This is a genomic window from Capnocytophaga endodontalis (assembly GCF_002209445.1).
Lineage (GTDB): Bacteria > Bacteroidota > Bacteroidia > Flavobacteriales > Flavobacteriaceae > Capnocytophaga > Capnocytophaga periodontitidis.
Genome location: NZ_CP022022.1, coordinates 932442 through 952777, shown reverse-complemented (window position 1 = coordinate 952777; position 20336 = coordinate 932442). Strand labels below are relative to the sequence as shown.

Below are 20336 nucleotides of genomic sequence, written 5' to 3'. Positions count from 1 at the left end.
AATATCTTTAGTGAAAGATTATTCGGTTATGGGTTCTTTATTTACCTCTTCAGTAGGTGTGATAACTTCTTCAGTAGGAGTTACGATTTCTTCAGTAGGAGGAGTATTATTTTTCTTTTTAGAGAATTTATAGCCTGCACCTAACGAAATGCCAAACACAAATGTTCTCGCTTTATCAAAATTGATATATTCTGTACGGATTCCCGATGCTAAGTTCGTTATATTGGTAGAAAGACGAGCATCAACTGTATAAATCCATTTAGGGCGCTCAAATAGCACACCTCCTCCAATATGTCCCATCAACATCACTGTATTAAATTGGGAACTCCCTCCATAAGTAATATTCTTAGAGGCATCATAAAAAGCAGAAGAGAAGAGAATTTTAGGTGAAAAACCTACAAAACCAAAACCTCTAAACGCTTTCTTACCTTCGTATTGTACTAAGAAAGGCACGTCCAAGTATTCAAATCTATAATAAGAATCTTTGTTGCTATTCTCTATTCTAAAACGCACAGCCTCGTGCTTAAAAAGCAATTCACTTTGTAATACCCAACGCTCTTTTAAAGGAATACGAACGAATCCTCCAAGGCTAACAAAGGCATTGTAGGTTTTCAGATCAACATTGGCTGTTGTATATAAAGGAGTTATTAAGCTAACAACCGATAGAGGGTCAGTTACTTTCACCCCTATTGCGGTTTGTGCAAAGCTAAATGTAGTAACACTCAAAAAAGCAATGGTAATTAAAAAACGTTTCATAATATCTTTAGTGAATGATTATTCGGTTATAGGTTCTTTATTTACCTCTTCAGTAGGAGTTACGACTTCTTCAGTAGGTGTGATGACTTCTTCAGTAGGAGTTACCACCTCTTCAGTAGGAGGAGTATTATTTTTCTTTTTAGAGAATTTATAGCCTGCACCTAATGAAAATGTAAAGGTATGATTTCTCGCTTCTATGAAATTTAAATAAGGAGAACTGCTATTCGCTGCCATTTTGGTGAGATTAACTGAATAACGCGCTTCGGCAAACAACAACCATCTGGAGCGTTCTACGAGCAACCCTCCTCCTATATTGAAGTTGATGTGTAGTTGTCCTGTGCCAAAATAGTATTTCATATCTTGCACCTCATTGCTTCCTTTATCTCTAAAAGCTGCTCTTGTACTGATTTTAGGTGAAAAACCTAACTGTGTAAATCCTCTAACGGGTTTTTTGCCCTCGAATTGCATCATAAGAGGGATTTCTAAGTAATCAAACTCATAATAAGGGCGTTCTTCGGTATCCCAACTGCTATCTTTAGGACGAAATGACAATGTTTCTCGGCGATAAAGCACTTCAGTTTGTAATGCCCAACGTTTGGCGAGTTGAAAATGCGCAAATACACCTGAATTAAAAGCAGCAATTCGCGGATAAATCTCAATCTCATAACTTTCGTTAGAGGTGAGATCGTTGAAAAAATTAAAAGTATGTAATGGTGTATTCACTTTCACCCCTATCGCGGTTTGCGCAAAGCCAACATAAGCAGCACAAAACCATAAAATTGTAGTTAAAAAACGTTTCATAGTATATATTTAGTTAAAGATTATTCTTACCTCTTATCTGTTACCTAAGTCTAAGTATTTTTCAAAATAATCAGCGATGTCTTTGAGTTCTTGGCGGTAGTGATCGTCGTCTTTTTCGGTGAGGATACCATAGCCATAACGACGGAAGTCCTGTAGTATATCCGAAAATCGTTCGCTTGCGAGTTTGAGTGTGATATGCACGTTGTCTTCCGTGCGATTGGAGAGATAAAGTCCTAAAAGCGTCCCTCTGTTTTCCTCTACAATTCTGCTAATTTCAGCAAACGAATAGCTCAGCGCATCTTTCTGTAAGATAAGCACGTGTCCTGCTTCTTGTATAAAAGGAGTTTGGGAGAGTTGTAGCACAAACTCATCTAAGTGATAGTAACCTATAAAGTGTTCTTCTTTGTTGATAACGGGCAACATATCGGTGTGATAGCGTCCAAAAGCCTCTACCACAACATCCCACGTTGCGGTTAGCGGTACAAAAAAGCGTTCTAACGCATATTGATAATCGGCTACTGTAGTTTCTTTATCTTCCTCATCTACTGCTTCTTTACGGAGTACCCCTATAAAAGTATTGCCTTCGCACACGGGCAAAGCTGAAAGCAAATGCGCCTCAAAAAGCAACTTTACTTCCTCTATTGAAGTATTAGGTTCTATGTATAAAAAATGTGTTGTCATATTCTTTCCTCTTATCTAATCAATAACAATCCGTTTTGATTTGTCCTTTATTTTGGTAGTAGCTCAGCGGTTTTTCTAAATGCTCTCTACAAATCGCCTCTAAGACTTCGGTCACCGCTTTCTCCATCGCAACCGACCCGCATATCATTATAATTCCTTTGTTTTTGAGGAGTTCAGCAAAGAAAGAGGCTTCTCTTCGCAAGATATCTTGCACGTAGAATTTATCACCTTCGCGCGAGAGGGCTTGCCAATAGTTGGCTATCTTTCCTTCGCAAGTAAACTGTTCTATATAAGGGCGATAGATTTCCAAAGAGGCTTCACGGCGACAACCCCATATCAGGGTGATAGGTTTCTTTTGGGTATTTTCGGCTATCATTCCCATAAAAGGCGCCATCCCCGAACCATTGGCAATACACACCACTTGAGGCGCTTTTTTAGGGAAATGGAAGTGTTTGTTGGCTACCAAAGCCGCTTGCAATGTATCGCCTATTTGCAAATTGTTCAGCAGGTTAGACACCACCCCTTGTGAGTGTAGCTTCACGCTCAACCACACATCTCCTTGGTATTTAGCAACCGAATAGAGTCGTTCGCGTCCGTCTTCAGGAGTAATACCCAAGAGGTCACCAGATACAAAACTACTTTTTGGGGAAGGGTGGAGGGCTATTAGGAAAATATCGTCGTCCATTACGGGCGTTTTCTCTGTTACGGTGAAAGAGAGCAGTTTGCGCTGAGGCTGTACACTGAAATCATCAGGCAAAGCCAAAGAGAGCTTTTGTGCCGTTGCCCACGCTGTTGCCCACGCTTTAAACTGACCAAAGTCTTGGTCGTTTACGGTATGCAAAGGCAGCGCACATTCAGCTTGTGCAGTAGCCGATAGTAGTTGGTCTACTTCTTTGGCATATTGGCAGAAATCGGGGTAAGTATCAGAGCCAAAACCGAGTACGCTATACGCCAAAGGTTGTGCGGGGGGATATTTCGCCCATAGTTGCGCAAAGTGAGTCGCATTGATAGGCGCCTCGCCATCGCCATAAGTGCAAGTAAATATAATGAGTTGCTCTGCTTTAGCAAAACGAGTGTAGGCATTCATATCGGTCAGGTAGGAACGTTTGCCTAAACGGAGGAGTTCGTTATGGAAAAGGACAGCAAACTTGCGGGTGGAGCCTCCTTCGGTGCCTACTAACACGATGTATTCACATTCGCTTTTATCAAACGGATTGTTGATGCCTTTTTTTCGTTTTCTGAGGGTCATCGCAAAGCCAGAGTAGAGAAAAAATAACAACGCCACAGCCGAGAGCAACAACACGGTCGCCCAGAGGTAATGCCCTTTGCCGATGTGCAGGGTGCGCACCAAATACGCCAAGCCTTTATAAGGAGAGGAGGAGGTGCTAATCACCTCGCCCGTAAACTGATTGACTACTATATTTTTATCGATGAAATCTACTTTATAAACCTCTTCTACATCTTCAAAAGCAGGGAATTCTACTTGACGCACTTCAGCGAGAGGCACTTGGAAAACGGGGAAGTCTTTTGCGGGTTTTGCGGGTGTTTCTTGTAGTGTGCTAACATCGTAATTGTGTTCGGCTTTGAATTTGGGAAACACTTCCACTGTTTCGAGCATCATATACACCCCTGTGAGGGCAATGATAAAGATAGGCACGAGCGCCCAGCGCCCCAAAACACTATGGTAATGATTGTAGAATTTTTCTTGCGGAAGTTTGTGGAAGAACCTGCCCCAACGTTGCTGTTTGCGAGCGATGAGCCATATACCCGACAAGGCTACTACACACAAACACAAGGCTGTAAGCCCCATAATCACCCGTCCTGTTTTGCCCATATAGAGCGAGCGGTGTAGCGTTTTGACGAACTGTATAAACTTCGAGGGTTTATAATCCCCTTGGATTACCTCCCCCGATTGTGGATGAATAAAGAGTTTTTCGCCCTCAGCCGTCTCTATTTGCACAAAGTGATTGCGGTCGATAGAGAGTTTGAGAGCATCTATATTCTTTTCCTTTAAAACGGCAATGGTTTGGGCAAGGGTAGTGCTTTCAAACGCTGCACTTTTGTAAGGCAACGTTTGGTTATACACCGATTCACCTGCTAAGATGCCCCCCGTGAGAGCCCCCAGCAATATGAATACCCCCGCTATCAGGGAAAATATTAAGTGAAGTTTACGCATAATAATTACGAATTACGAGAGACGAATTACGCAAAGGCGATTTGTTGATGTGTTAATTTGTTTGGCACGAGCTACAAGCTCGCACCAGCAGAGGGGCAATTAGTCGCAATCTGGTGCTATAGCTATATCGGTTGCTTCAATTTTTATTTCTTCAAGGCGTTTGAGTTTCTTTTCTTTTACAAAATCGTATAGATAGTAATAATCATCAAAAAGTACTATAGCAATATTCCCATTTATGTATTCTATACTATTATATTTAGGTTCAGCTATTATTTCTCCTTTCAGATTGATAAGACCTATACCTCTATCATCATAATATTCAGCAACCCCATTTTTAAAGGAGCCTACCCCCCTATTAGTAAACTCAATCGGAATCACTACCTCATTTTTTAGGTTGATATACCCCCATTTACCATCTTTGCGTACCGCAGCCAAGCCTTCGCTAAAATTACCGACTTCTTCATATTCTAACGGAATTATTACCTTGCCATAGCCATCTATATAGCCCCATTTACCCCCTTTTTTAACCGCGAAAATAGCATTACCACTCAAATTCTTTCTTAAAAGATCGTAGGTATCTAACAAATTACCATTCAAATCATAGACCATATACTTACATTTCTTACGTACACCTACTATGTAAGTGTTGTCAGAAGGTTCAATCACATCGGCATCAAAATCTTGGATAACAGGTTCTCCTTTAAGGTTGATATATATGTAATCTCTCACTTCCATTACTTTAGCCAAACCTTGTCGAAAGGCAAAAGCATCTCTGTAGGTAGGAGGTATCACCCATTCATTTTTAGTATTGATATATCCTTCTTTGCCATTCAATTCTGCTACAATAGGAATATTGTCATCTATCTTATCGGTGTAAATCCAGCGATAGCTTATAGGGATAATTTCTTTTCCTTCAAGGTTAAAAAGACCTACTTTCCCATTAAGTTTTACGGTATACCCATTTTTGTTAGAGTTTATAAATGAATATTTTAAGGGGAGTATTATAGTGCCCTTTTCAGAAACTACCCCATACTTTTCATTCTTCTCAACAATAAATTGACCTTCACAACCAAATCTTATAGAGTTATAAGTTCCTTTAAGAATGGGTTGTAAATTTTCGTTATACACCCAGCAGCCTTTTGTTTTACTACAAACAATGATGTATGGTTGTTTTTCTTTTATAGAATTAAAAGTAGGGGCTAACACTGTTTTTCCCTGCAAATCTACCAATCCTAACTTACCCTTTTCTTCAAAGATAAAGTATTTAGGTTGTGCCAAAGCCGTAAAGCCACACAACAGCAAGGTTAATTTTAATAAAAAATAGATTTTTTTCATAGTGTTTTTTAATTTACTGATTTATTAATTTGTTTGGCACGAGCTACAAGCTCGCACCAGCGGTGAATTACTTATGTCTCTCTTTTTCTAATTTATAAGATGAATTAGTTTTTTTTGATAAAGAATTAATATACGCATTTTTTATAAAGAATTGTTCTCCCTTCATTATAATTTTAGATTCTTCGTCAAAATTAACACCTCCCATATTGTCCTCTATATTGCTAATATACAAAAATAAAGTATCTTTTTTTGTGATTCCAGATAATAGAAATCTCTGATATAATTGGTATCCTTTTGCTTCATAAACTATAGAATCATTTGAGATGTCAATCTTAATATCATAAATTTCTCTCCAATCATCATTATTTTGATTGAGTGTTAAAGTGTATTTTCCAAACCATTTACAATCTATCTTTTTTTGGAAAAAGATATTATGATATAGCATAAATTTTTTATTTAATTTTTGTTTTACTTCTTTAGAAGAATATAAATCTTCTTCTTTACTCACCTTAAGTTTTACATTCTTTGAAAGGTATATAGGTTTTTCATAAGAATAAAGAATATGATTAGCTTTTTTTAGTTGATCATTGAAGGTAAATGAATACCTCTCCTTTCCTGTTTCACCTAAAATTTCACTCTCTATAATAGAATCAAGAGTGATTTTATTGACATATAAATAGATTTGTTCTCCTTCTGTTGAACCATCTAATATAATAGTATCTTTCAGCTTTTGTAAAGAATTATTTTGATTATTTGTGTGAGTATTCTTATTTTGGCTATTGCAAGATATAATAAATACTAAAAGTAGGTATATAACATATCTATAAAGGAATTTTTGTATGATCATTATTGTTATCAAAACGTGTTTAAACTTTTCTGAGGAACTTGGAGGTAAACCCTATATCTCATTATCAAACCTTTATATCCGTCAAGCCAATCATTGGCTTGTTCAATCTTAAACCTATTTTTGTACAATTCTTCATTTTCAACTTTGGCAAAGTGTAGTGACGCTTTTCTTACCTCTTACCTCTTATCTCTTACCTAACTCAAACCGTATTTTCTTTGCGTTTTTCAACGCCTCGTGACTGATAAAATAGGATTTGTAAGGCTTGTTGTCGATGAAAATATTCTTAATGTAAATGTTTTCAGGCGAAGCATTACTTTCTATTACCAAATCACCAGCAGGATAGTACTGCGGATTGCGTTTGAGGGTGATTTTGGTAAACTTAGGCGAGGTGAAAGTATAGTTAGGCTCAGCTGGGGTGATAGGATAAAAGCCTGCCATTCCATAAATGAGCCAAGCCGACATTACCCCTGTATCTTCATTGCCTGGGAGTCCCGCAGGTTTGTTTTGAAAATACTCATTGATGAGTTGGTCTACTTTCTGTTGGGTTTTCCACTCTTTGCCTTTTAGGAAGTTGTAGAGATACGGATAAGCAATATCGGGTTCGTTTGCCATATCGTACTGTTTACTGTCGAAAATATGGTCAAGTTGCTTTTCAAAAGGTTTTTCACCGCCCATTAGCTTGATCATTCCTTTTACATCGTGGGTTACCATATATACGTATTGCCACGCATTGCCCTCGATATAGCCTACATTTTCTTCAAAGTTAGCCCCACTTTCGGGGTTGAAAGGCGCATACCACTTGCCATTGGCGTGACGCGGACGCAATAAATGGGTTTCTTTATCAAATAATTTTCTATACGAATAGGCTTGTTTGTTAAACTTTTCGTAATCGGCTTTTTTGCCTAATTTTTTAGCAATTTGCGCAATAGCGAAGTCGGCAGCATTGTACTCTTGGGTAGTAGATACAGGTCCTCTTACCCCTCCGTCTACACTCAGGTAACCCAATTTCCAATACTCTTTTACCCCTGGGCGTATAGGGTTATTTTCAAGGGTATTCGCCCCTTTGAGCATCGCCTCGTAAGCCGTTTGTATATCAAAATCGGTGAGACCGCGCAGGTAAGTATCTGCTAATACTATGCTGGCAGGGTCGCCTACCATCGTAAAGGTTTCGGTAGAATTGAGTTCCCATTTAGGCAGCCAACCGCTTTCTTTGTAGATGTCGAGCATCGTGCGCACCATTTGCAGTTGCTGTTCGGGGTAGAGCAAGGTGAGCAATTGGTGGTAATTGCGATAGGTATCCCACAATGAGAACACCGTATAACGCTGGTGATTTTTGCCTATTTTGTTAGTTTTGCTCTCAGGGTAATCGCCATTCACATCGTTGAGGAGATTCGGGTGAATAAGCGCGTGATAAAGTGCTGTGTAGAATATCGTTTTTTGGTCATCAGTACCGCCTTCTACGGTAGCGCGGAGGGCATCGTTCCACGTTTGGCGGGTAGCGGCATATACCTCGTCGAAAGTGCGGTTGCCTATTTCTTTTTCAAGGTTTTCACGGGCGTTGGCTATGCTCACGTACGAAATACCTACTTTGAGTTCCACGACTTCCTCTTTGTCAAATTTATAACGGAAATACGCCCCTATACTATCGCCTACTACCTCGCGGGCAAATTGTTCTTTGAGGCGCGTTTCGCCATTGTACCACATCCATTGAGCTTCCACCCCTTGGTGTTTTTCGGGCGTATGCCAAACGCCATAAGAAGGGGCTACTTTGTTTACTTTGGCTACAAAATATACTGGATATGCTAGCTCCGGACTGTTATAGCAGAAAGTCCCTACCATACGCATTCCTTCCACCTCGGTAGGCGATACGAATTTGAGCATCGCGCCTTTTTCGTTGGTGAGCCCAAGTCCGAGATTGATGAGCAAGTTAGCTTCTCCTTTAGGGAAGTGATAGCGAGTGATACCTGCGCGGGTGGTTGCAGTAGCTTCGGTTTTGATATGGTATTTAGTGAGGAAATTGCTGTAATAACCCGCTTTGGCGACTTCTTTTTGGTAAGTAGAGCCGTATTTTAAGTGATTCACTTCCAATTTGCCTGTGGTAGGCATTGCGATAATCACTCCTAATTCAGGACAGCCCACCCCACTGAGGTTCACGTGAGTAAGCCCCGTGAAGAATTTATTTTCATTTACATAAGGGTTGGAAAGCCAGCGACTATCTTTTTCGAGAGGAGCTTTCACTCCCGTAGTGTCGAAAGCCACGTTAAAGGGCGAAATGCTAAGCATACCACGGGGAGCAATTGCGCCAGGGTGCGTAGCACCAAAGTTAGAAGTACCAATGAGCGGATTGATATAATCCACAGGTTGCTGTTGTGCGTGTAGTGATAAAGCCACCCACAAAGTGGCAAAAGAAAGAAGTTTCTTCATTCGTTCAGAACTCTAAATGGTTAATCAGGCTACAAATGTACGATTTTTTTTTGAAGTTACAACCTTGTTACCTCCTTTTTTCGTAATTCATAATTCGTCTTTATTTATTATCTTTGCCCCGTTAAACATTATTTTTTTAATATTATGACGCAAGCCCAAACACTCAAGCATATCATTACCTCTCGCAAAAGTGTGTATCCACCCGAATATAGCGATACCCCTATACCTGAAGAAGTGTTACAAGAGATTATCAGCTCGGCTAACGAGGCTCCTAACCACAAACGCACTGAACCTTGGCGATTAAAAGTGCATAAAGGTGATGAGAAAGTGCGTTTGGGAGAAGAATTAGTGCATTTATACAAAGAAAATGTACCAGCAGAGAGTTTTTCAGAAATAAAAATGAATGAAATTGCAAAGAAAGTGGCTAAATCTTACGCCATTGTAACTATCAGTGTTCATTTTAGTGGTAAAGTAGCCGAATGGGAAGAAATTGCTGCTACAGCGATGGCAGTACAGAATATGTACCTCACCTGCACTGCCCACGCGGTAGGGTGCTATTGGGGCACCCCTGGTTTTATGTTTCAATTGAAAGATTTCCTACAATTAGAAGAAAACGAACGCTGCTACGGACTCTTTTTTATGGGAATGAAGAAGTAAATCGTGCTACAATTACTTGTCGTACTACGACCAAAATCGCTTTATGGCTAAAGGTAAGCCTTTCTCACGCTTGTATAGAATAGTCCCTATCACACCTGTGACAATTAGCAGTATAAAAATGGGAATTTTAAGAAAAGTCAATCCATTGGCTAAGTTCAATACTAAATGCGCAAATACTACCACCCAAAGATTGAAATTCCATTCTACATAAAGCCAATAAAGAAAACTAGCCGTTAGAATAAACCTCAGAAGGCTTAAAATTCCTTTTAATAACAAGTCCATAGGAATCATATTTAATAATTTCAGATCATCACCTATTTTCGATAAGATTTCACTGTTAAATAACAAACTTACGAATGCTGTTACAAGGGCTACAGCCGAATAGATAGCCACGTAAAACAAAATTATGCGAAAGAAGCTCCATCCAGTGTAGGTGGTGATTTTCCTAAAGAAGAATGCTTGTACACACAAATCAATGACAAAAACCTCTATAAAAATATATAAAAGCCATTTTACATAAACCAAATTGCGTAAAAAATCCAAAGAAAAAATTGAAAATATCCAAGCGGCTAAAAATAGAACACCTCCTGCAATCAATCCTTCTTTAATATTACCTTCTACACCAAAAACTTGAAGGTAATTTCCCTTATCATCCAATAATTTGTATCCTATTACAATAGGAATCATCACGATAACCGAAGTGATAAAAGTTATGAATAATCGCACAAAATCATAGTTGAGTAGCATCAAAAAAGGAGAAAACCAATTCAGTAAAATATACCCCACAAAGCAGAGAACTACAATGCGAATATTGCGATAATTGTTTTTAAAAGCCGTTGTTGCCATTTTTATAGTTTTGTAAAAATATCAAAATCTTTATTGATGAGTAGTATGAAAAATTCGAGAACTTCAACATCTTTTCAGAATACTAATTTTATCCAAGTAGTTAGTCTACAAAATTGTTATATACGATAGGTCTCAAGGTTTGATAGGTTTAATAGCCAAAGCGCCTATACAAAAGAGAATCTTCTCATATTTTTTTATTTCAATGAATAATTTCGACAAAAGTATGCGAAAATTAGCTAATTAGCAAATTAGTAAATTTTAAATCTCTTATCTCTTACTTTTCACCGTCTACTTTAGTGTTAAAATATTCATCATACCTCACAGAAAAGGGTATTCTTTTCTCAATAAAATAAAAATACAATAAAATCAATTAAAACATAAATATTATTCAATAAAATACAATAAAATTTAAAATATCATCAATAAAAAACATTTTTCATTGAAAAATAGACAATGAAAAACACACTTTAAAAATGTTAAAAAAAAACTAAATACGTTAAATATTCGTTTTTTTTTACTCAAATAGTAGTGTAACACAAAAAAAATAAATATCTTTGCTGAAAATTTTGCGAGTTGTACCTATATATTAATAGGTATGTTTCACAAAATCAAAATTGAGTATTATAGCAATCTAATAGTTTAATTTTATCAACAATGAAAAAAATAGTTTTGTTTGTTTTAGCAGTATGTGCTTTTCCGAAAGCCTTCTCTCAAGAGCTAAATTTACCACAACAAAATCAGTACTTAGCAGATAGCGAATTTCTTATCGCTCCTACTTACGCTGGTATTGGTGACTTCGTGCGCATCCGCCTCTCTGCGGTTACTCAGTGGGTAGGTGTAAAAGGCGCTCCCGACTATCAATCACTCGCAGGTGATATGCGTCTCGGTGAACGCAGTGGGGCAGGGGTGATGCTCTATAACGACCGCAATGGTTTTACTAGGCAAATGGGGGGTAAAGCTACTTTCGCCCACCACCTTACTCTCGACCGTTATGACAACCACTTCGTCTCTTTCGGTATCTCCTACGCTTTGAACACCTTTAAAATAGAAATCGATAAATTCGATAAAAATATATCTGGTAATGACCAAGCAATTACAAACGACCGCTTTACCGTGAACCACAACTTCGATGTCGCTGTCCTTTATCGTTATAAAAGATGGTGGATAAACCTCACCGCCCTCAATATCCTCAACAAAGATATCGAACGTTTCTATAAAGAAGAACCTAAAGCGCTTCGCAACTATATGGTGTATGGAGGCTACCGCTACAAACGAGATAAAAATAGTAAATTCGAAATCGAACCCTCTATCCTCTTCCAACACTACGAAAGCGACGGTCGTTCTACAACCGACTTTAATATCAAATTCCGTTGGCTCGATATCGAAGATTACTATTGGGTAGGTTTAAACTACCGCTCCCTCAACGATCAAATCTTCCGCCCTCTCAACATAGGTCCTATGGCAGGAGCTAAACTCGGTATGTTCTACGCCGCTTATTCTTATCAAATTACTCTCAACGAACTCATAGGCTATAACTCTGGTACCCACATGTTAACCTTAGGCCTTGATCTCTTCCAAGGAGTTAGTAACTGTAAGTGTGCACAACGATAAAAATGGAAGAAATTATCCTAAAGAATATACGTGTCTATGCCTATCATGGTTGCCTTGCTGAAGAAGGTGCTATCGGTAGTGATTATCGTGTCGACTTAAAAATCTATGCCAACTTAAAAAAAGCAATCCAAACCGATGAACTCATCGATACTGTGGATTATGTGCACCTAAATAAAATAGTAAAAGAGGAAATGGCTATCCGTGCTAAATTATTAGAGAATGTAGCAGGTCGCATCATCGATAAAATTTTTATAGAACTCCCTCAGGTTCAGAAACTAAAGATTAAAATAGCCAAAATTAATCCTCCTATAGGAGGCGATGTAGCACAAGTAATCGTAAAAATAAAACGAAAAAGATTTGGAAGTTAAAAAAAATAAATCTACTTTTGCACCCTGAACAGTAAAAGGCATCGTGGCCGAGGGGTTAGGCGGAGGTCTGCAAAACCTTATACAGCGGTTCAAATCCGCTCGATGCCTCACTTAATTTTTTATTCAATAATAACAATAATAATAATTTAAAAAGAACTTACAAGATGACAAATGTTTTAGACAAATTTATTCAGGATGTAAAAAACAACATTCCTGGATTCGTTGCCGTTTCAGTAACTGAAGTACGTTCAGGTGTTTCTTACGGCGCAGAATCAGTGGATCCTAGTTTTGATCCTAACTTAGCTTCTGCTTATAACTTAGAGGTAATAAAAGCTAAACAAAATGCGCTTCAAGTACTCGGATTGGCTTCTAAGGAAAAAATAGATGAAATTATAATCGTTCTAACAGATCAAAATCACATTATTGATGTGGCAGCAAATGGTAGTTATTTCATTTATTTAGTAGTAGACTCAACCAAAGCAAACTATGGTATGACAAAAGCTTTACTTTCTAAATACAAAAAAGATTTAGCAGCTATATTCTAATCAAAGCTCTAATTCCCGCATAATTAAGTTAGTAAAAGAATGTAAAGAAGTTATTATTAAAAGAAAGCTACCGTATTGGTAGCTTTTCTTGTATCTTTGCCTAATTACAAAATATAATGGAAGCTACTGCGAAAACCTATACCGTACAAGAGGCAAAAGAGCGATTGGAAGCCTATTGTGCCTACCAAGAGCGTTGCCACCGCGAGGTAGTAACAAAACTGCGCACGATGGGTATGATACCTTTGGCTATTGATGATATAGTGGTACACCTGATACAAAACGACTTCCTAAACGAAGAGCGCTTTGCTAAAAGCTTTGCCCGTGGTAAGTTTCGCATCAAAAAATGGGGGCGTGTGCGCATAGAACAGGAACTAAAAACTAGAGGGCTTTCAGATTACAATATTGAAGTTGGCTTAGAAGAAATTGACGAAGAAGAATACATAGATACTTTTGAGATAGTGGCTGAGAAAAAACAAGCTACCATCAGAGAAAAGAACCCTTATAAAGCCAAAGCTAAATTAGCTAACTTCCTCCTCTACCGAGGATTTGAACCCGACCTCGTCTACGAAAAAGTAGACGAATTATACGACGAATAATATGAAAAGCAGAGCACAAGAATCCACAAACGCCATCGAGCGTATGTACGTAACAATGCGACACCTCTTCTCAAGAGGCTTCTATAAACCTATGGGCATCTCAGGCGAGGCACTCCGCGAGTCTCTACTCGTACTCCGACCCGAAATCTACGGCACTATCGCTGAAAGTAAATCTGAACTCAGCGGACTCATCTATGTACTCGACCGCCTTCCCGAGGGTATTGAGCAATGTAAGTACATCAATCTCATCGCCGATGAAGGCTACCGCCAATCGCACTTCAAACCTATTATCCCCCCTAAACGCCGCCGCAATTGCTATCGCATCGACCCTGAGCAAATGAACATCGAAATTACTCGTGGCCGTTCCGATATCTACGACGTGCTCACTCACCTCACTTTCCTATTTATAGAATCTCATAAAATCGCCGACCGCATTTTCTTAGACGATAATAAAATCTCACACGATTGGGCTAAACTCGAGGCTAATATCCAAAAGAACAAACTTACTCTTGCTGAGCGTGAAGCTACTTTTATACACATCGGTAACTTATTAGGGCGTACCTTTGAAGAAGTTCTCACTGCCTACAAAGCTTTGGCTACCCCCGCCTTCCCCGATCGCTTTATCCATATCATCTACTGGTTGGGTAAATTAGCGTTCAACGAACGTGTGAACGACGATAAACGCGTAATTACCTTCAGTACCGTACTGCGCGAACGCATCGGGCATCACCTTCACGGCGAAATCTGGGCTGAACACATCAAACATATCCTCCTCAAAAACGGACTTTTAGACCGCCCTCTCCACATCATCAGTGCCAATATGCACAGTGTGATGAATAGCCTATTTGCCGAAAAAGCTCTTGCAAATGAAGTAAAAGTGAGTTCCCGTATAGAACTTTTTGAACTCCTCAGCTTGCCCGAGAGTGAACCTCTGCGCAAAAAAGTAAAAGCCTATGCACACAAACACGGAATGATTTCAGTAGACGATACCTCAGGTACCAATATCGATGTACAACTTTTCGATACTGCTAAAATCGATTTTTCTGATACTCCTTATAAAGTGCATCACCTTGATGAAAACCAAAAACCTATAATCTTTGTGATGGACTACGCCTTTGGCGAACAAGCCTATGAAACTATCGACGAACTGCTAAAACCTTATCACAAAGCTGGTAAAACTTATTTTCTCGATGTGCTTTCCATTTCCATTATGGGCAAGGCGGGCATCTTGGAAGGCGAAAAAGGCGACTTGATGATTCCTACCGCGCATATCTTTGAAGGTACTGCCGATAACTATCCTTTCCACAACGAATTTTCTAAAGCCGATTTTGAAGGTAACGGACTCAAAGTATTTGAAGGCTCGATGATTACAGTACTCGGAACTTCTCTCCAAAATAAGGACATCCTAAAATTCTTTCTCCACTCTACGTGGAATGCCGTCGGTTTGGAAATGGAAGGTGTTCATTATCAAAAAGCGATACAATCGGCTTCTAAAATACGCAAGAGTATACGCGAAGATGTGAAAGTGCGTTATGCTTACTACGCTTCCGATAACCCCCTCGAAACGGGGAGTACCCTCGCTTCTGGTGGTTTAGGTACTACAGGCGTAAAACCTACTTACCTCATCACCTTTAAAATATTAGAACAAATTTTTAATTAACCAAAAAAAGCTGTTTAACACATTATCAAACAGCCTTTTTTAAATGAAAACAATTAGTAAAAATTATTTGTAGCTAAATTCTTGGTCAGTATACATAGTGCGTATTAGAAACTTGAATGTCGTAGATCTCACTACTAATAACTTAGTTTTAACTTCTAAAAAATCAAAATATCAGTAGTAACTCTACATATTTATCAGTAAAAAGCAAGTCTTGATGAGTTTGTTATCTTTTTTTGATATTTTCTTTTAGAGAGGCAATTTGTTCCTCTTTTTCCTTTAAGAGGTTTTCGTATGAAGCTATGAGCTTTTTTAATACCTCTTTATTCTCATTTTTTTCTGGTTCTTCTATATCTAACAGTTTCTTTATAGGAATATCTAAAACTGTTGCTATTTGAAACATTCTCTCTACTAAAAGTTTAGTTTCTCCAGTTTCTATTTTCCTATATCCAGAAGGGCTAAGAGCTAATTCTTCTGCCATATTTTCATAACTATAGCCTTTTTTCTTTCTTTTTTTTGTGATTCTTTCTAATATTTTTCTGACCTCCATAATACTATTATTATAGTTATAGGGCAAAAGTAATAAAATAATAATAATATACAAAATATTTTATACTGTAAAAATATCTTTTTTTTCTGAAAAGTAATTATTTTATTCTTAAAAGTAATTATTTTTCCTTAAAAGTGATGATATTTTAGTGTTTTTAAGTTGTATCTTTGTCCCGAAGTTTTTAAGCAAGTGTACATAGCTTAAAAAATTATAGTCGGGAAAACCAAAAAACGACGAAAAACAATAGAGTAGGTTTAAATCTTTAATTTTAATTATATGAAAAAAAGTAGATTTTTTTTAGGATTAGTTCTTTTATTAGGACTATTATGCGTTGCAAACTTCTTTAATTCAAAAGAAGTAAATACAACAAATGTCACAGAAGTTCAAGTAGGTTGGGCTCTTTCAAAACATGTTGCTCATAATCCCCCTGGAGGTCCTTGGGATACAGCTATAAAAGCTGGTTGGACAGCTACAGGTGGGGTATTAGGAGCTAAATATGGAGCTGCAATAGGCTCTTTTGGAGGTCCTATAGGGCTTGTTGGTGGAGCGATGGTAGGCGCTCTTTAATCTTAAATGAAATAGGTTTGCCTACTTAATAGGCAAACCTATTTATTAATAAATTATTAATAGGTGGATTATGAAATATATATACTTATACATTATTTACGTGATTGCCATTTTTGCCTTGAAAACCTTTGTGGCATACCTTTCATTCAAAATAGACAAAAAGAGAAAATATGCTTTTACAGATCTTTTTATCTGGAAAGACGAGTTGTTTGACAGTGCTGTAGTTTCATTAATCATTATTCTTATAATGATCTTTTTCAGTCATATACAGTTTGCAAATGCAATGGCTGTGATAGTGTTAGCACTCATCAATTCTTACTATTTTTTGATTGTACCTCTAAGGGCATTATCTCAAAAAAAGAAGTATTTAAAAAATGAAGAAATTGAGTCTTTTTTTCGCAATGAAGGCTACTCGTATCGCATACGCATCATTAAAGGAAAAATTGAAAATGCTTTTGCGACGGGAGTTTTTCCTTTTACCAAAACGATTCTTATAGGAGAATCTCTATGCGAAAAAATGACTAATAATGAACTAAAAGGGGTTGTTTTCCACGAAATAGGACATTTGAAATTAGGACATTTGTACAAAATGTTTTTCCTAAATATGGTAAGCTCTATTATTCTTGTTTTTCTATATAGTTTTTCTACAGATATTATTGAAAGTCATCATTATAGAGATACAATTATGGAACCTGTTATAGTAGCGTTAGTGGGTCTTACCTATGGTGTTATTGCTTTTATACTTATCCCTTATTTTTTTCAACGCCGATTAGAATATCAAGCAGATGCATTTGCTGTGAGAAAAGTAGGAGCAGAGCAATACGTTCAAACACTTGAAAAACTCAATGAAATCACTGAGAACAAGATGATGAAAGGAAGTGTAACTCACCCTTCTCTAAAAGATAGAATTAAAAATGCCTATGAAACTCGTTAGAAAGAACTTAAACAACAGTATTACAAAAGGAATATTATTCTCATTATTATTGTTTTCATTGGGTTTTTTGCATTATACAATTGCTTATAAAAATAACCCATTCAGTAAAACAGAATTCTCAAGTAAAAATATAGGATTGTTTAGAACTGAAAAATATGAAGAACATGGAGCTATAGATATTTTTCTTAATAATATGCGAGTGGGATTCTTAATTTCTATTGTAGGATTTGCAACGGGAGGTATTTTAACAGTTCTTATTTTGTATTGGAATGGGTTTCTTATCGCTAATACATTTTTTACTGCAATAGATTTTATTCCTATTCGTACTATTTTTTATTATTTAAAACACGCTCCATTAGAAATTTTTGCTTTGACTTTATTCTCAGTCATTGGGTTTAGGGGGTTTTTCTTCTACAAGAAAATCTTTCTTAAAGAAGATAATTTAAATATTGTAATTCCTAAACCAAAAGATTTTTTAGTTCCTACAATATTATTATTTATAGCATCTTTTATTGAAATCTTATGAACCAATATCAACATTTAAAACAAGTAAGGTCTGAATTATTATATCTTACCATAATATTTTTTGTAATTTTAATTATTTCAGGAAGTACGAAAGTAGATGCTTCTTTAAAATTATTACCAGCTGAAATTTTAGAGACTACAACATTTCCAGCATACTTATCTCTTACTATTAATTGTGTTTTTTATATAGGGGTAATGACTATCTTATTTGTTATCATTAATTTTATAACTCAATACCACAAATCTGAAGAAGAATACTCTATTTTTCTTGAAGGAATATCTAATGTTATAATCGCATTATGCTTTTTTGAAATAATAAAAGTCGCTATAACTTTTATGTTTTTTGATGAAGCTTTACAAAGGGTTACAGATGTAGAGTTAATAAATCAACAGATAAAAGGAAGTTCTTGGTGGAAATATGATAGAATGATAAAAATTATAACTACTATTATTTCTTCTTTGGTATTTTTCATTTCTTGTTATAAAAAGAAAAAAACAATGAAGTTTTTAGTAATGGCAACACTTATTTTTTTTGTTGGAACAATGTTAATTGTTTTACTTTAAATTATTTTGTTATATTACTGTAGAAATGGGATAAATAGTTTTAGTTTAGTCTCTAATGAATACTCCCCCTACCCTCTAAAAACTGGTATTATTTTTGCATACCTAAGCCCGTCATTAATAAAAAAACATATATGAGCAAAAATGTATCCGACCAATTGGTCGAAATGTTAGTACAAGCAGGCGTAAAAAGAGTCTATGCTATTACGGGCGATAGCCTCAACCCTGTGAACGACGCCATCCGTCGCGATGGTCGCCTTGAGTGGATACACGTCCGCCACGAGGAATCAGCGGCTTATGCAGCCTCTATGGACGCCGAACTAAACGGCATAGGCTGTTGTATGGGAAGTTCAGGTCCTGGACACGTGCACCTTATCAACGGACTATACGACGCCAACCGCTCAGGCAACCCTGTGATTGCCATTGCCAGCACCTGCGCCACCCATAAATTCGGTACCCACTGGTTCCAAGAAACCAACCCCTTCTTGCTGTTTCAAGATTGCAGTAAATACGTATATGTAGCCAATACCCCCAAACAGTTCACCACAATGATGCAACGCGCCATACAAACGGCTATCAACGAGAAAGGCGTAGCTGTATTAGGACTCCCAGGTGATGTGGCAGGCGCCGACCTTGAAGAGGTACCTACTGCTACGCAAACCTTCTTAGCAAAACCCGTAGTGCGCCCTTCCGATAGTGAACTCGACAAATTATCAGCCGTACTAAACGACGCTAAAAACAAGAAAATAGCCCTTTACTGCGGTCACGGTTGTCAGTATGCAGTGAAAGAAGTGGAACAGCTTGCCGAAACCCTTAAAGCACCTATCGTCGCTTCTTTCCGAGGCAAAATATTCTTCGACCGCACCGATAGCCCTTATATAGCGGGAATGAACGGCTTGCTCGGACACCGTTCAGGTTATGATGCTTGCGCCAAAGCCGATGTGCTCGTAATGCTCGGCACCGATTTCCCTTATGCGGAGTTCTTACCTAAGAAAAGCACTATTATCCAAATAGATGAACGCCCCGATATCATTGGGCGTCGTGCCAAAGTAGATTACGGTTTTGCAGGAGATGTGAAAGATACCATTACCGCCTTATTGCCTAAACTCACCCCTCGCACCGACGATAGTTTCCTCAAAGACATTCACAAAGAGTATTTGGATCTCGAAAAATCATTGGACGATTACACCAAAAAGAAAACCGAAGAGAACCAAATAGACCCCGAATATGCGGCTAAACTTTTGGATAAATACGCCGCTAACGATGCTATTTTCACCGTCGATACAGGTATGAATGTAGTGTGGGCAGCGCGCTTTATCAAAGGTACGGGCAAACGTTACCTCACCGGTTCGTTCAACCACGGTTCTATGGCAAACGCTCTCCCAATGGCAATTGGGGCAGCAGCTTCCTCCAAAGGCAGACAAGTGGTAGCAATGTGTGGTGACGGCGGTCTATCAATGCTCTTGGGCGATTTGGCTACCCTGATGCAATACCAATACCCTGTGAAAATATTTGTGTTCAACAACCGTTCGCTCGCAATGGTAAAACTCGAAATGGAAGTATCGGGCTACCTCGATTGGCAAACCAATATGGTAAACCCACCTTTCGACAAACTCGCCGACCTGATGAACATCAAAGGCTATGAAGTGCGTAAAACCGAAGACCTCGAAGCCACCGTAAAAGCAGCTTTCGAGCACGACGGACCTACTTTGGTGAATATCTACACCAATCGCGATACTTTAGCGATGCCTCCTCATATCACTTTTGAACAGATGAAAGGTTTTGCGACCAACATCATCAAGAAGATAGGTCAAGGTGACTTTGCAGAAGCTAAAGGCAGTATTGCCAACAGTATGAAACACATCAAGGACGTTTTTTAGATGTTAATTTTGATAATAA

General features: G+C 37.9%; 20 protein-coding genes and 1 tRNA gene. 12 read left to right on the top strand and 9 right to left on the bottom strand.

Annotated features, from left to right (window positions below; all coding sequences use genetic code 11):
• Positions 1 to 18: 18 nt before the first annotated feature.
• From CBG49_RS04520 to CBG49_RS04490, 7 genes are all read right to left on the bottom strand, one after another.
• Positions 19 to 756, bottom strand: coding sequence for a porin family protein (locus CBG49_RS04520; RefSeq protein WP_088593559.1), 738 nt, complete (start codon positions 754 to 756; stop codon positions 19 to 21).
• Between the two features lie 18 nt (positions 757 to 774).
• The gene (locus tag CBG49_RS04515; RefSeq protein ID WP_088593558.1) at positions 775 to 1557 is read right to left on the bottom strand and encodes a porin family protein; all 783 of its coding nucleotides are present in this window, start codon (positions 1555 to 1557) and stop codon (positions 775 to 777) included.
• A gap of 33 nt (positions 1558 to 1590) precedes the next feature.
• The gene (locus tag CBG49_RS04510) at positions 1591 to 2238 is read right to left on the bottom strand and encodes a CBS domain-containing protein (protein WP_088593557.1); all 648 of its coding nucleotides are present in this window, start codon (positions 2236 to 2238) and stop codon (positions 1591 to 1593) included.
• A gap of 19 nt (positions 2239 to 2257) precedes the next feature.
• Positions 2258 to 4414 carry a PepSY domain-containing protein gene (locus CBG49_RS04505; protein ID WP_088593556.1) on the bottom strand — a complete coding sequence of 719 codons (2157 nt, stop codon included), beginning with the start codon at positions 4412 to 4414 and terminating at the stop codon, positions 2258 to 2260.
• Positions 4415 to 4513: 99 nt separating this feature from the next.
• Entirely contained in the window at positions 4514 to 5749 is a 1236-nt protein-coding gene (locus CBG49_RS04500; protein ID WP_088593555.1) for a WG repeat-containing protein, read from the bottom strand.
• A 67-nt stretch (positions 5750 to 5816) separates the two neighbouring features.
• Entirely contained in the window at positions 5817 to 6596 is a 780-nt protein-coding gene (locus CBG49_RS04495) for a hypothetical protein (protein ID WP_088593554.1), read from the bottom strand.
• 183 nt (positions 6597 to 6779) lie between these two features.
• Positions 6780 to 9020, bottom strand: a complete 2241-nt coding sequence (locus CBG49_RS04490; RefSeq protein WP_088593553.1) for a GH92 family glycosyl hydrolase — start codon at positions 9018 to 9020, stop codon at positions 6780 to 6782.
• 144 nt (positions 9021 to 9164) lie between these two features.
• Here CBG49_RS04490 and CBG49_RS04485 point away from each other — a divergent pair, with 144 nt between their 5' ends.
• A complete protein-coding gene (locus tag CBG49_RS04485) occupies positions 9165 to 9677 on the top strand; it encodes a nitroreductase family protein (protein ID WP_088593552.1) in 513 nt (170 codons plus the stop codon).
• Between the two features lie 24 nt (positions 9678 to 9701).
• Here CBG49_RS04485 and CBG49_RS04480 read toward each other — a convergent pair whose 3' ends face one another.
• Positions 9702 to 10523: a hypothetical protein gene (locus CBG49_RS04480; RefSeq protein ID WP_088593551.1), complete on the bottom strand. Its 822-nt coding sequence runs from the start codon at positions 10521 to 10523 to the stop codon at positions 9702 to 9704.
• A 654-nt stretch (positions 10524 to 11177) separates the two neighbouring features.
• Here CBG49_RS04480 and CBG49_RS04475 point away from each other — a divergent pair.
• The 6 genes from CBG49_RS04475 (at position 11178) to CBG49_RS04450 (ending at position 15303) form a co-directional block, all read left to right on the top strand.
• On the top strand, positions 11178 to 12134 hold the full coding sequence (locus tag CBG49_RS04475) for a PorP/SprF family type IX secretion system membrane protein (RefSeq protein ID WP_088593550.1): 957 nt from the start codon (positions 11178 to 11180) through the stop codon (positions 12132 to 12134).
• 2 nt (positions 12135 to 12136) lie between these two features.
• The gene (folB, locus tag CBG49_RS04470) at positions 12137 to 12502 is read left to right on the top strand and encodes a dihydroneopterin aldolase (protein WP_009412589.1); all 366 of its coding nucleotides are present in this window, start codon (positions 12137 to 12139) and stop codon (positions 12500 to 12502) included.
• Between the two features lie 37 nt (positions 12503 to 12539).
• A tRNA-Cys gene (locus CBG49_RS04465) sits at positions 12540 to 12610 on the top strand.
• Between the two features lie 56 nt (positions 12611 to 12666).
• The gene (locus CBG49_RS04460) at positions 12667 to 13047 is read left to right on the top strand and encodes a hypothetical protein (protein ID WP_088593549.1); all 381 of its coding nucleotides are present in this window, start codon (positions 12667 to 12669) and stop codon (positions 13045 to 13047) included.
• 116 nt (positions 13048 to 13163) lie between these two features.
• On the top strand, positions 13164 to 13643 hold the full coding sequence (locus tag CBG49_RS04455) for a regulatory protein RecX (protein WP_088593548.1): 480 nt from the start codon (positions 13164 to 13166) through the stop codon (positions 13641 to 13643).
• Position 13644: 1 nt separating this feature from the next.
• A complete protein-coding gene (locus CBG49_RS04450; RefSeq protein ID WP_009412586.1) occupies positions 13645 to 15303 on the top strand; it encodes a DUF6909 family protein in 1659 nt (552 codons plus the stop codon).
• Positions 15304 to 15526: 223 nt separating this feature from the next.
• On the opposite strand, the gene CBG49_RS04445 is transcribed toward CBG49_RS04450, so the two are convergent.
• Complete coding sequence (locus tag CBG49_RS04445) at positions 15527 to 15850, bottom strand: helix-turn-helix domain-containing protein (RefSeq protein WP_088593547.1); 324 nt, start codon at positions 15848 to 15850, stop codon at positions 15527 to 15529.
• Positions 15851 to 16126: 276 nt separating this feature from the next.
• Here CBG49_RS04445 and CBG49_RS04440 point away from each other — a divergent pair, with 276 nt between their 5' ends.
• The 5 genes from CBG49_RS04440 (at position 16127) to CBG49_RS04420 (ending at position 20317) form a co-directional block, all read left to right on the top strand.
• Positions 16127 to 16417: a hypothetical protein gene (locus CBG49_RS04440; protein ID WP_088593546.1), complete on the top strand. Its 291-nt coding sequence runs from the start codon at positions 16127 to 16129 to the stop codon at positions 16415 to 16417.
• 70 nt (positions 16418 to 16487) lie between these two features.
• A complete protein-coding gene (locus CBG49_RS04435; RefSeq protein ID WP_088593545.1) occupies positions 16488 to 17351 on the top strand; it encodes a M48 family metalloprotease in 864 nt (287 codons plus the stop codon).
• The gene (locus CBG49_RS04430) at positions 17332 to 17877 is read left to right on the top strand and encodes a stage II sporulation protein M (RefSeq protein ID WP_088593544.1); all 546 of its coding nucleotides are present in this window, start codon (positions 17332 to 17334) and stop codon (positions 17875 to 17877) included. Before CBG49_RS04435 ends, CBG49_RS04430 begins: the two co-directional genes overlap by 20 nt.
• The gene (locus tag CBG49_RS04425) at positions 17874 to 18440 is read left to right on the top strand and encodes a hypothetical protein (protein WP_088593543.1); all 567 of its coding nucleotides are present in this window, start codon (positions 17874 to 17876) and stop codon (positions 18438 to 18440) included. Before CBG49_RS04430 ends, CBG49_RS04425 begins: the two co-directional genes overlap by 4 nt.
• Positions 18441 to 18571: 131 nt before the next feature.
• On the top strand, positions 18572 to 20317 hold the full coding sequence (locus CBG49_RS04420) for a thiamine pyrophosphate-dependent enzyme (protein WP_088593542.1): 1746 nt from the start codon (positions 18572 to 18574) through the stop codon (positions 20315 to 20317).
• Positions 20318 to 20336 lie beyond the last annotated feature (19 nt).

Coding starts and splice junctions, on each gene's coding strand:
- CBG49_RS04455 (WP_088593548.1), top strand. CDS start 13,164: ATGGAAGCTACTGCGAAAACCTATACCGTACAAGAGGCAAAAGAGCGA.
- CBG49_RS04440 (WP_088593546.1), top strand. CDS start 16,127: ATGAAAAAAAGTAGATTTTTTTTAGGATTAGTTCTTTTATTAGGACTA.
- CBG49_RS04495 (WP_088593554.1), bottom strand. CDS start 6,596: ATGATCATACAAAAATTCCTTTATAGATATGTTATATACCTACTTTTA.
- CBG49_RS04485 (WP_088593552.1), top strand. CDS start 9,165: ATGACGCAAGCCCAAACACTCAAGCATATCATTACCTCTCGCAAAAGT.
- CBG49_RS04490 (WP_088593553.1), bottom strand. CDS start 9,020: ATGAAGAAACTTCTTTCTTTTGCCACTTTGTGGGTGGCTTTATCACTA.
- CBG49_RS04430 (WP_088593544.1), top strand. CDS start 17,332: ATGCCTATGAAACTCGTTAGAAAGAACTTAAACAACAGTATTACAAAA.
- CBG49_RS04435 (WP_088593545.1), top strand. CDS start 16,488: ATGAAATATATATACTTATACATTATTTACGTGATTGCCATTTTTGCC.
- CBG49_RS04520 (WP_088593559.1), bottom strand. CDS start 756: ATGAAACGTTTTTTAATTACCATTGCTTTTTTGAGTGTTACTACATTT.
- folB (WP_009412589.1), top strand. CDS start 12,137: ATGGAAGAAATTATCCTAAAGAATATACGTGTCTATGCCTATCATGGT.
- CBG49_RS04475 (WP_088593550.1), top strand. CDS start 11,178: ATGAAAAAAATAGTTTTGTTTGTTTTAGCAGTATGTGCTTTTCCGAAA.
- CBG49_RS04510 (WP_088593557.1), bottom strand. CDS start 2,238: ATGACAACACATTTTTTATACATAGAACCTAATACTTCAATAGAGGAA.
- CBG49_RS04500 (WP_088593555.1), bottom strand. CDS start 5,749: ATGAAAAAAATCTATTTTTTATTAAAATTAACCTTGCTGTTGTGTGGC.
- CBG49_RS04445 (WP_088593547.1), bottom strand. CDS start 15,850: ATGGAGGTCAGAAAAATATTAGAAAGAATCACAAAAAAAAGAAAGAAA.
- CBG49_RS04505 (WP_088593556.1), bottom strand. CDS start 4,414: ATGCGTAAACTTCACTTAATATTTTCCCTGATAGCGGGGGTATTCATA.
- CBG49_RS04460 (WP_088593549.1), top strand. CDS start 12,667: ATGACAAATGTTTTAGACAAATTTATTCAGGATGTAAAAAACAACATT.
- CBG49_RS04515 (WP_088593558.1), bottom strand. CDS start 1,557: ATGAAACGTTTTTTAACTACAATTTTATGGTTTTGTGCTGCTTATGTT.
- CBG49_RS04480 (WP_088593551.1), bottom strand. CDS start 10,523: ATGGCAACAACGGCTTTTAAAAACAATTATCGCAATATTCGCATTGTA.
- CBG49_RS04425 (WP_088593543.1), top strand. CDS start 17,874: ATGAACCAATATCAACATTTAAAACAAGTAAGGTCTGAATTATTATAT.
- CBG49_RS04420 (WP_088593542.1), top strand. CDS start 18,572: ATGAGCAAAAATGTATCCGACCAATTGGTCGAAATGTTAGTACAAGCA.
- CBG49_RS04450 (WP_009412586.1), top strand. CDS start 13,645: ATGAAAAGCAGAGCACAAGAATCCACAAACGCCATCGAGCGTATGTAC.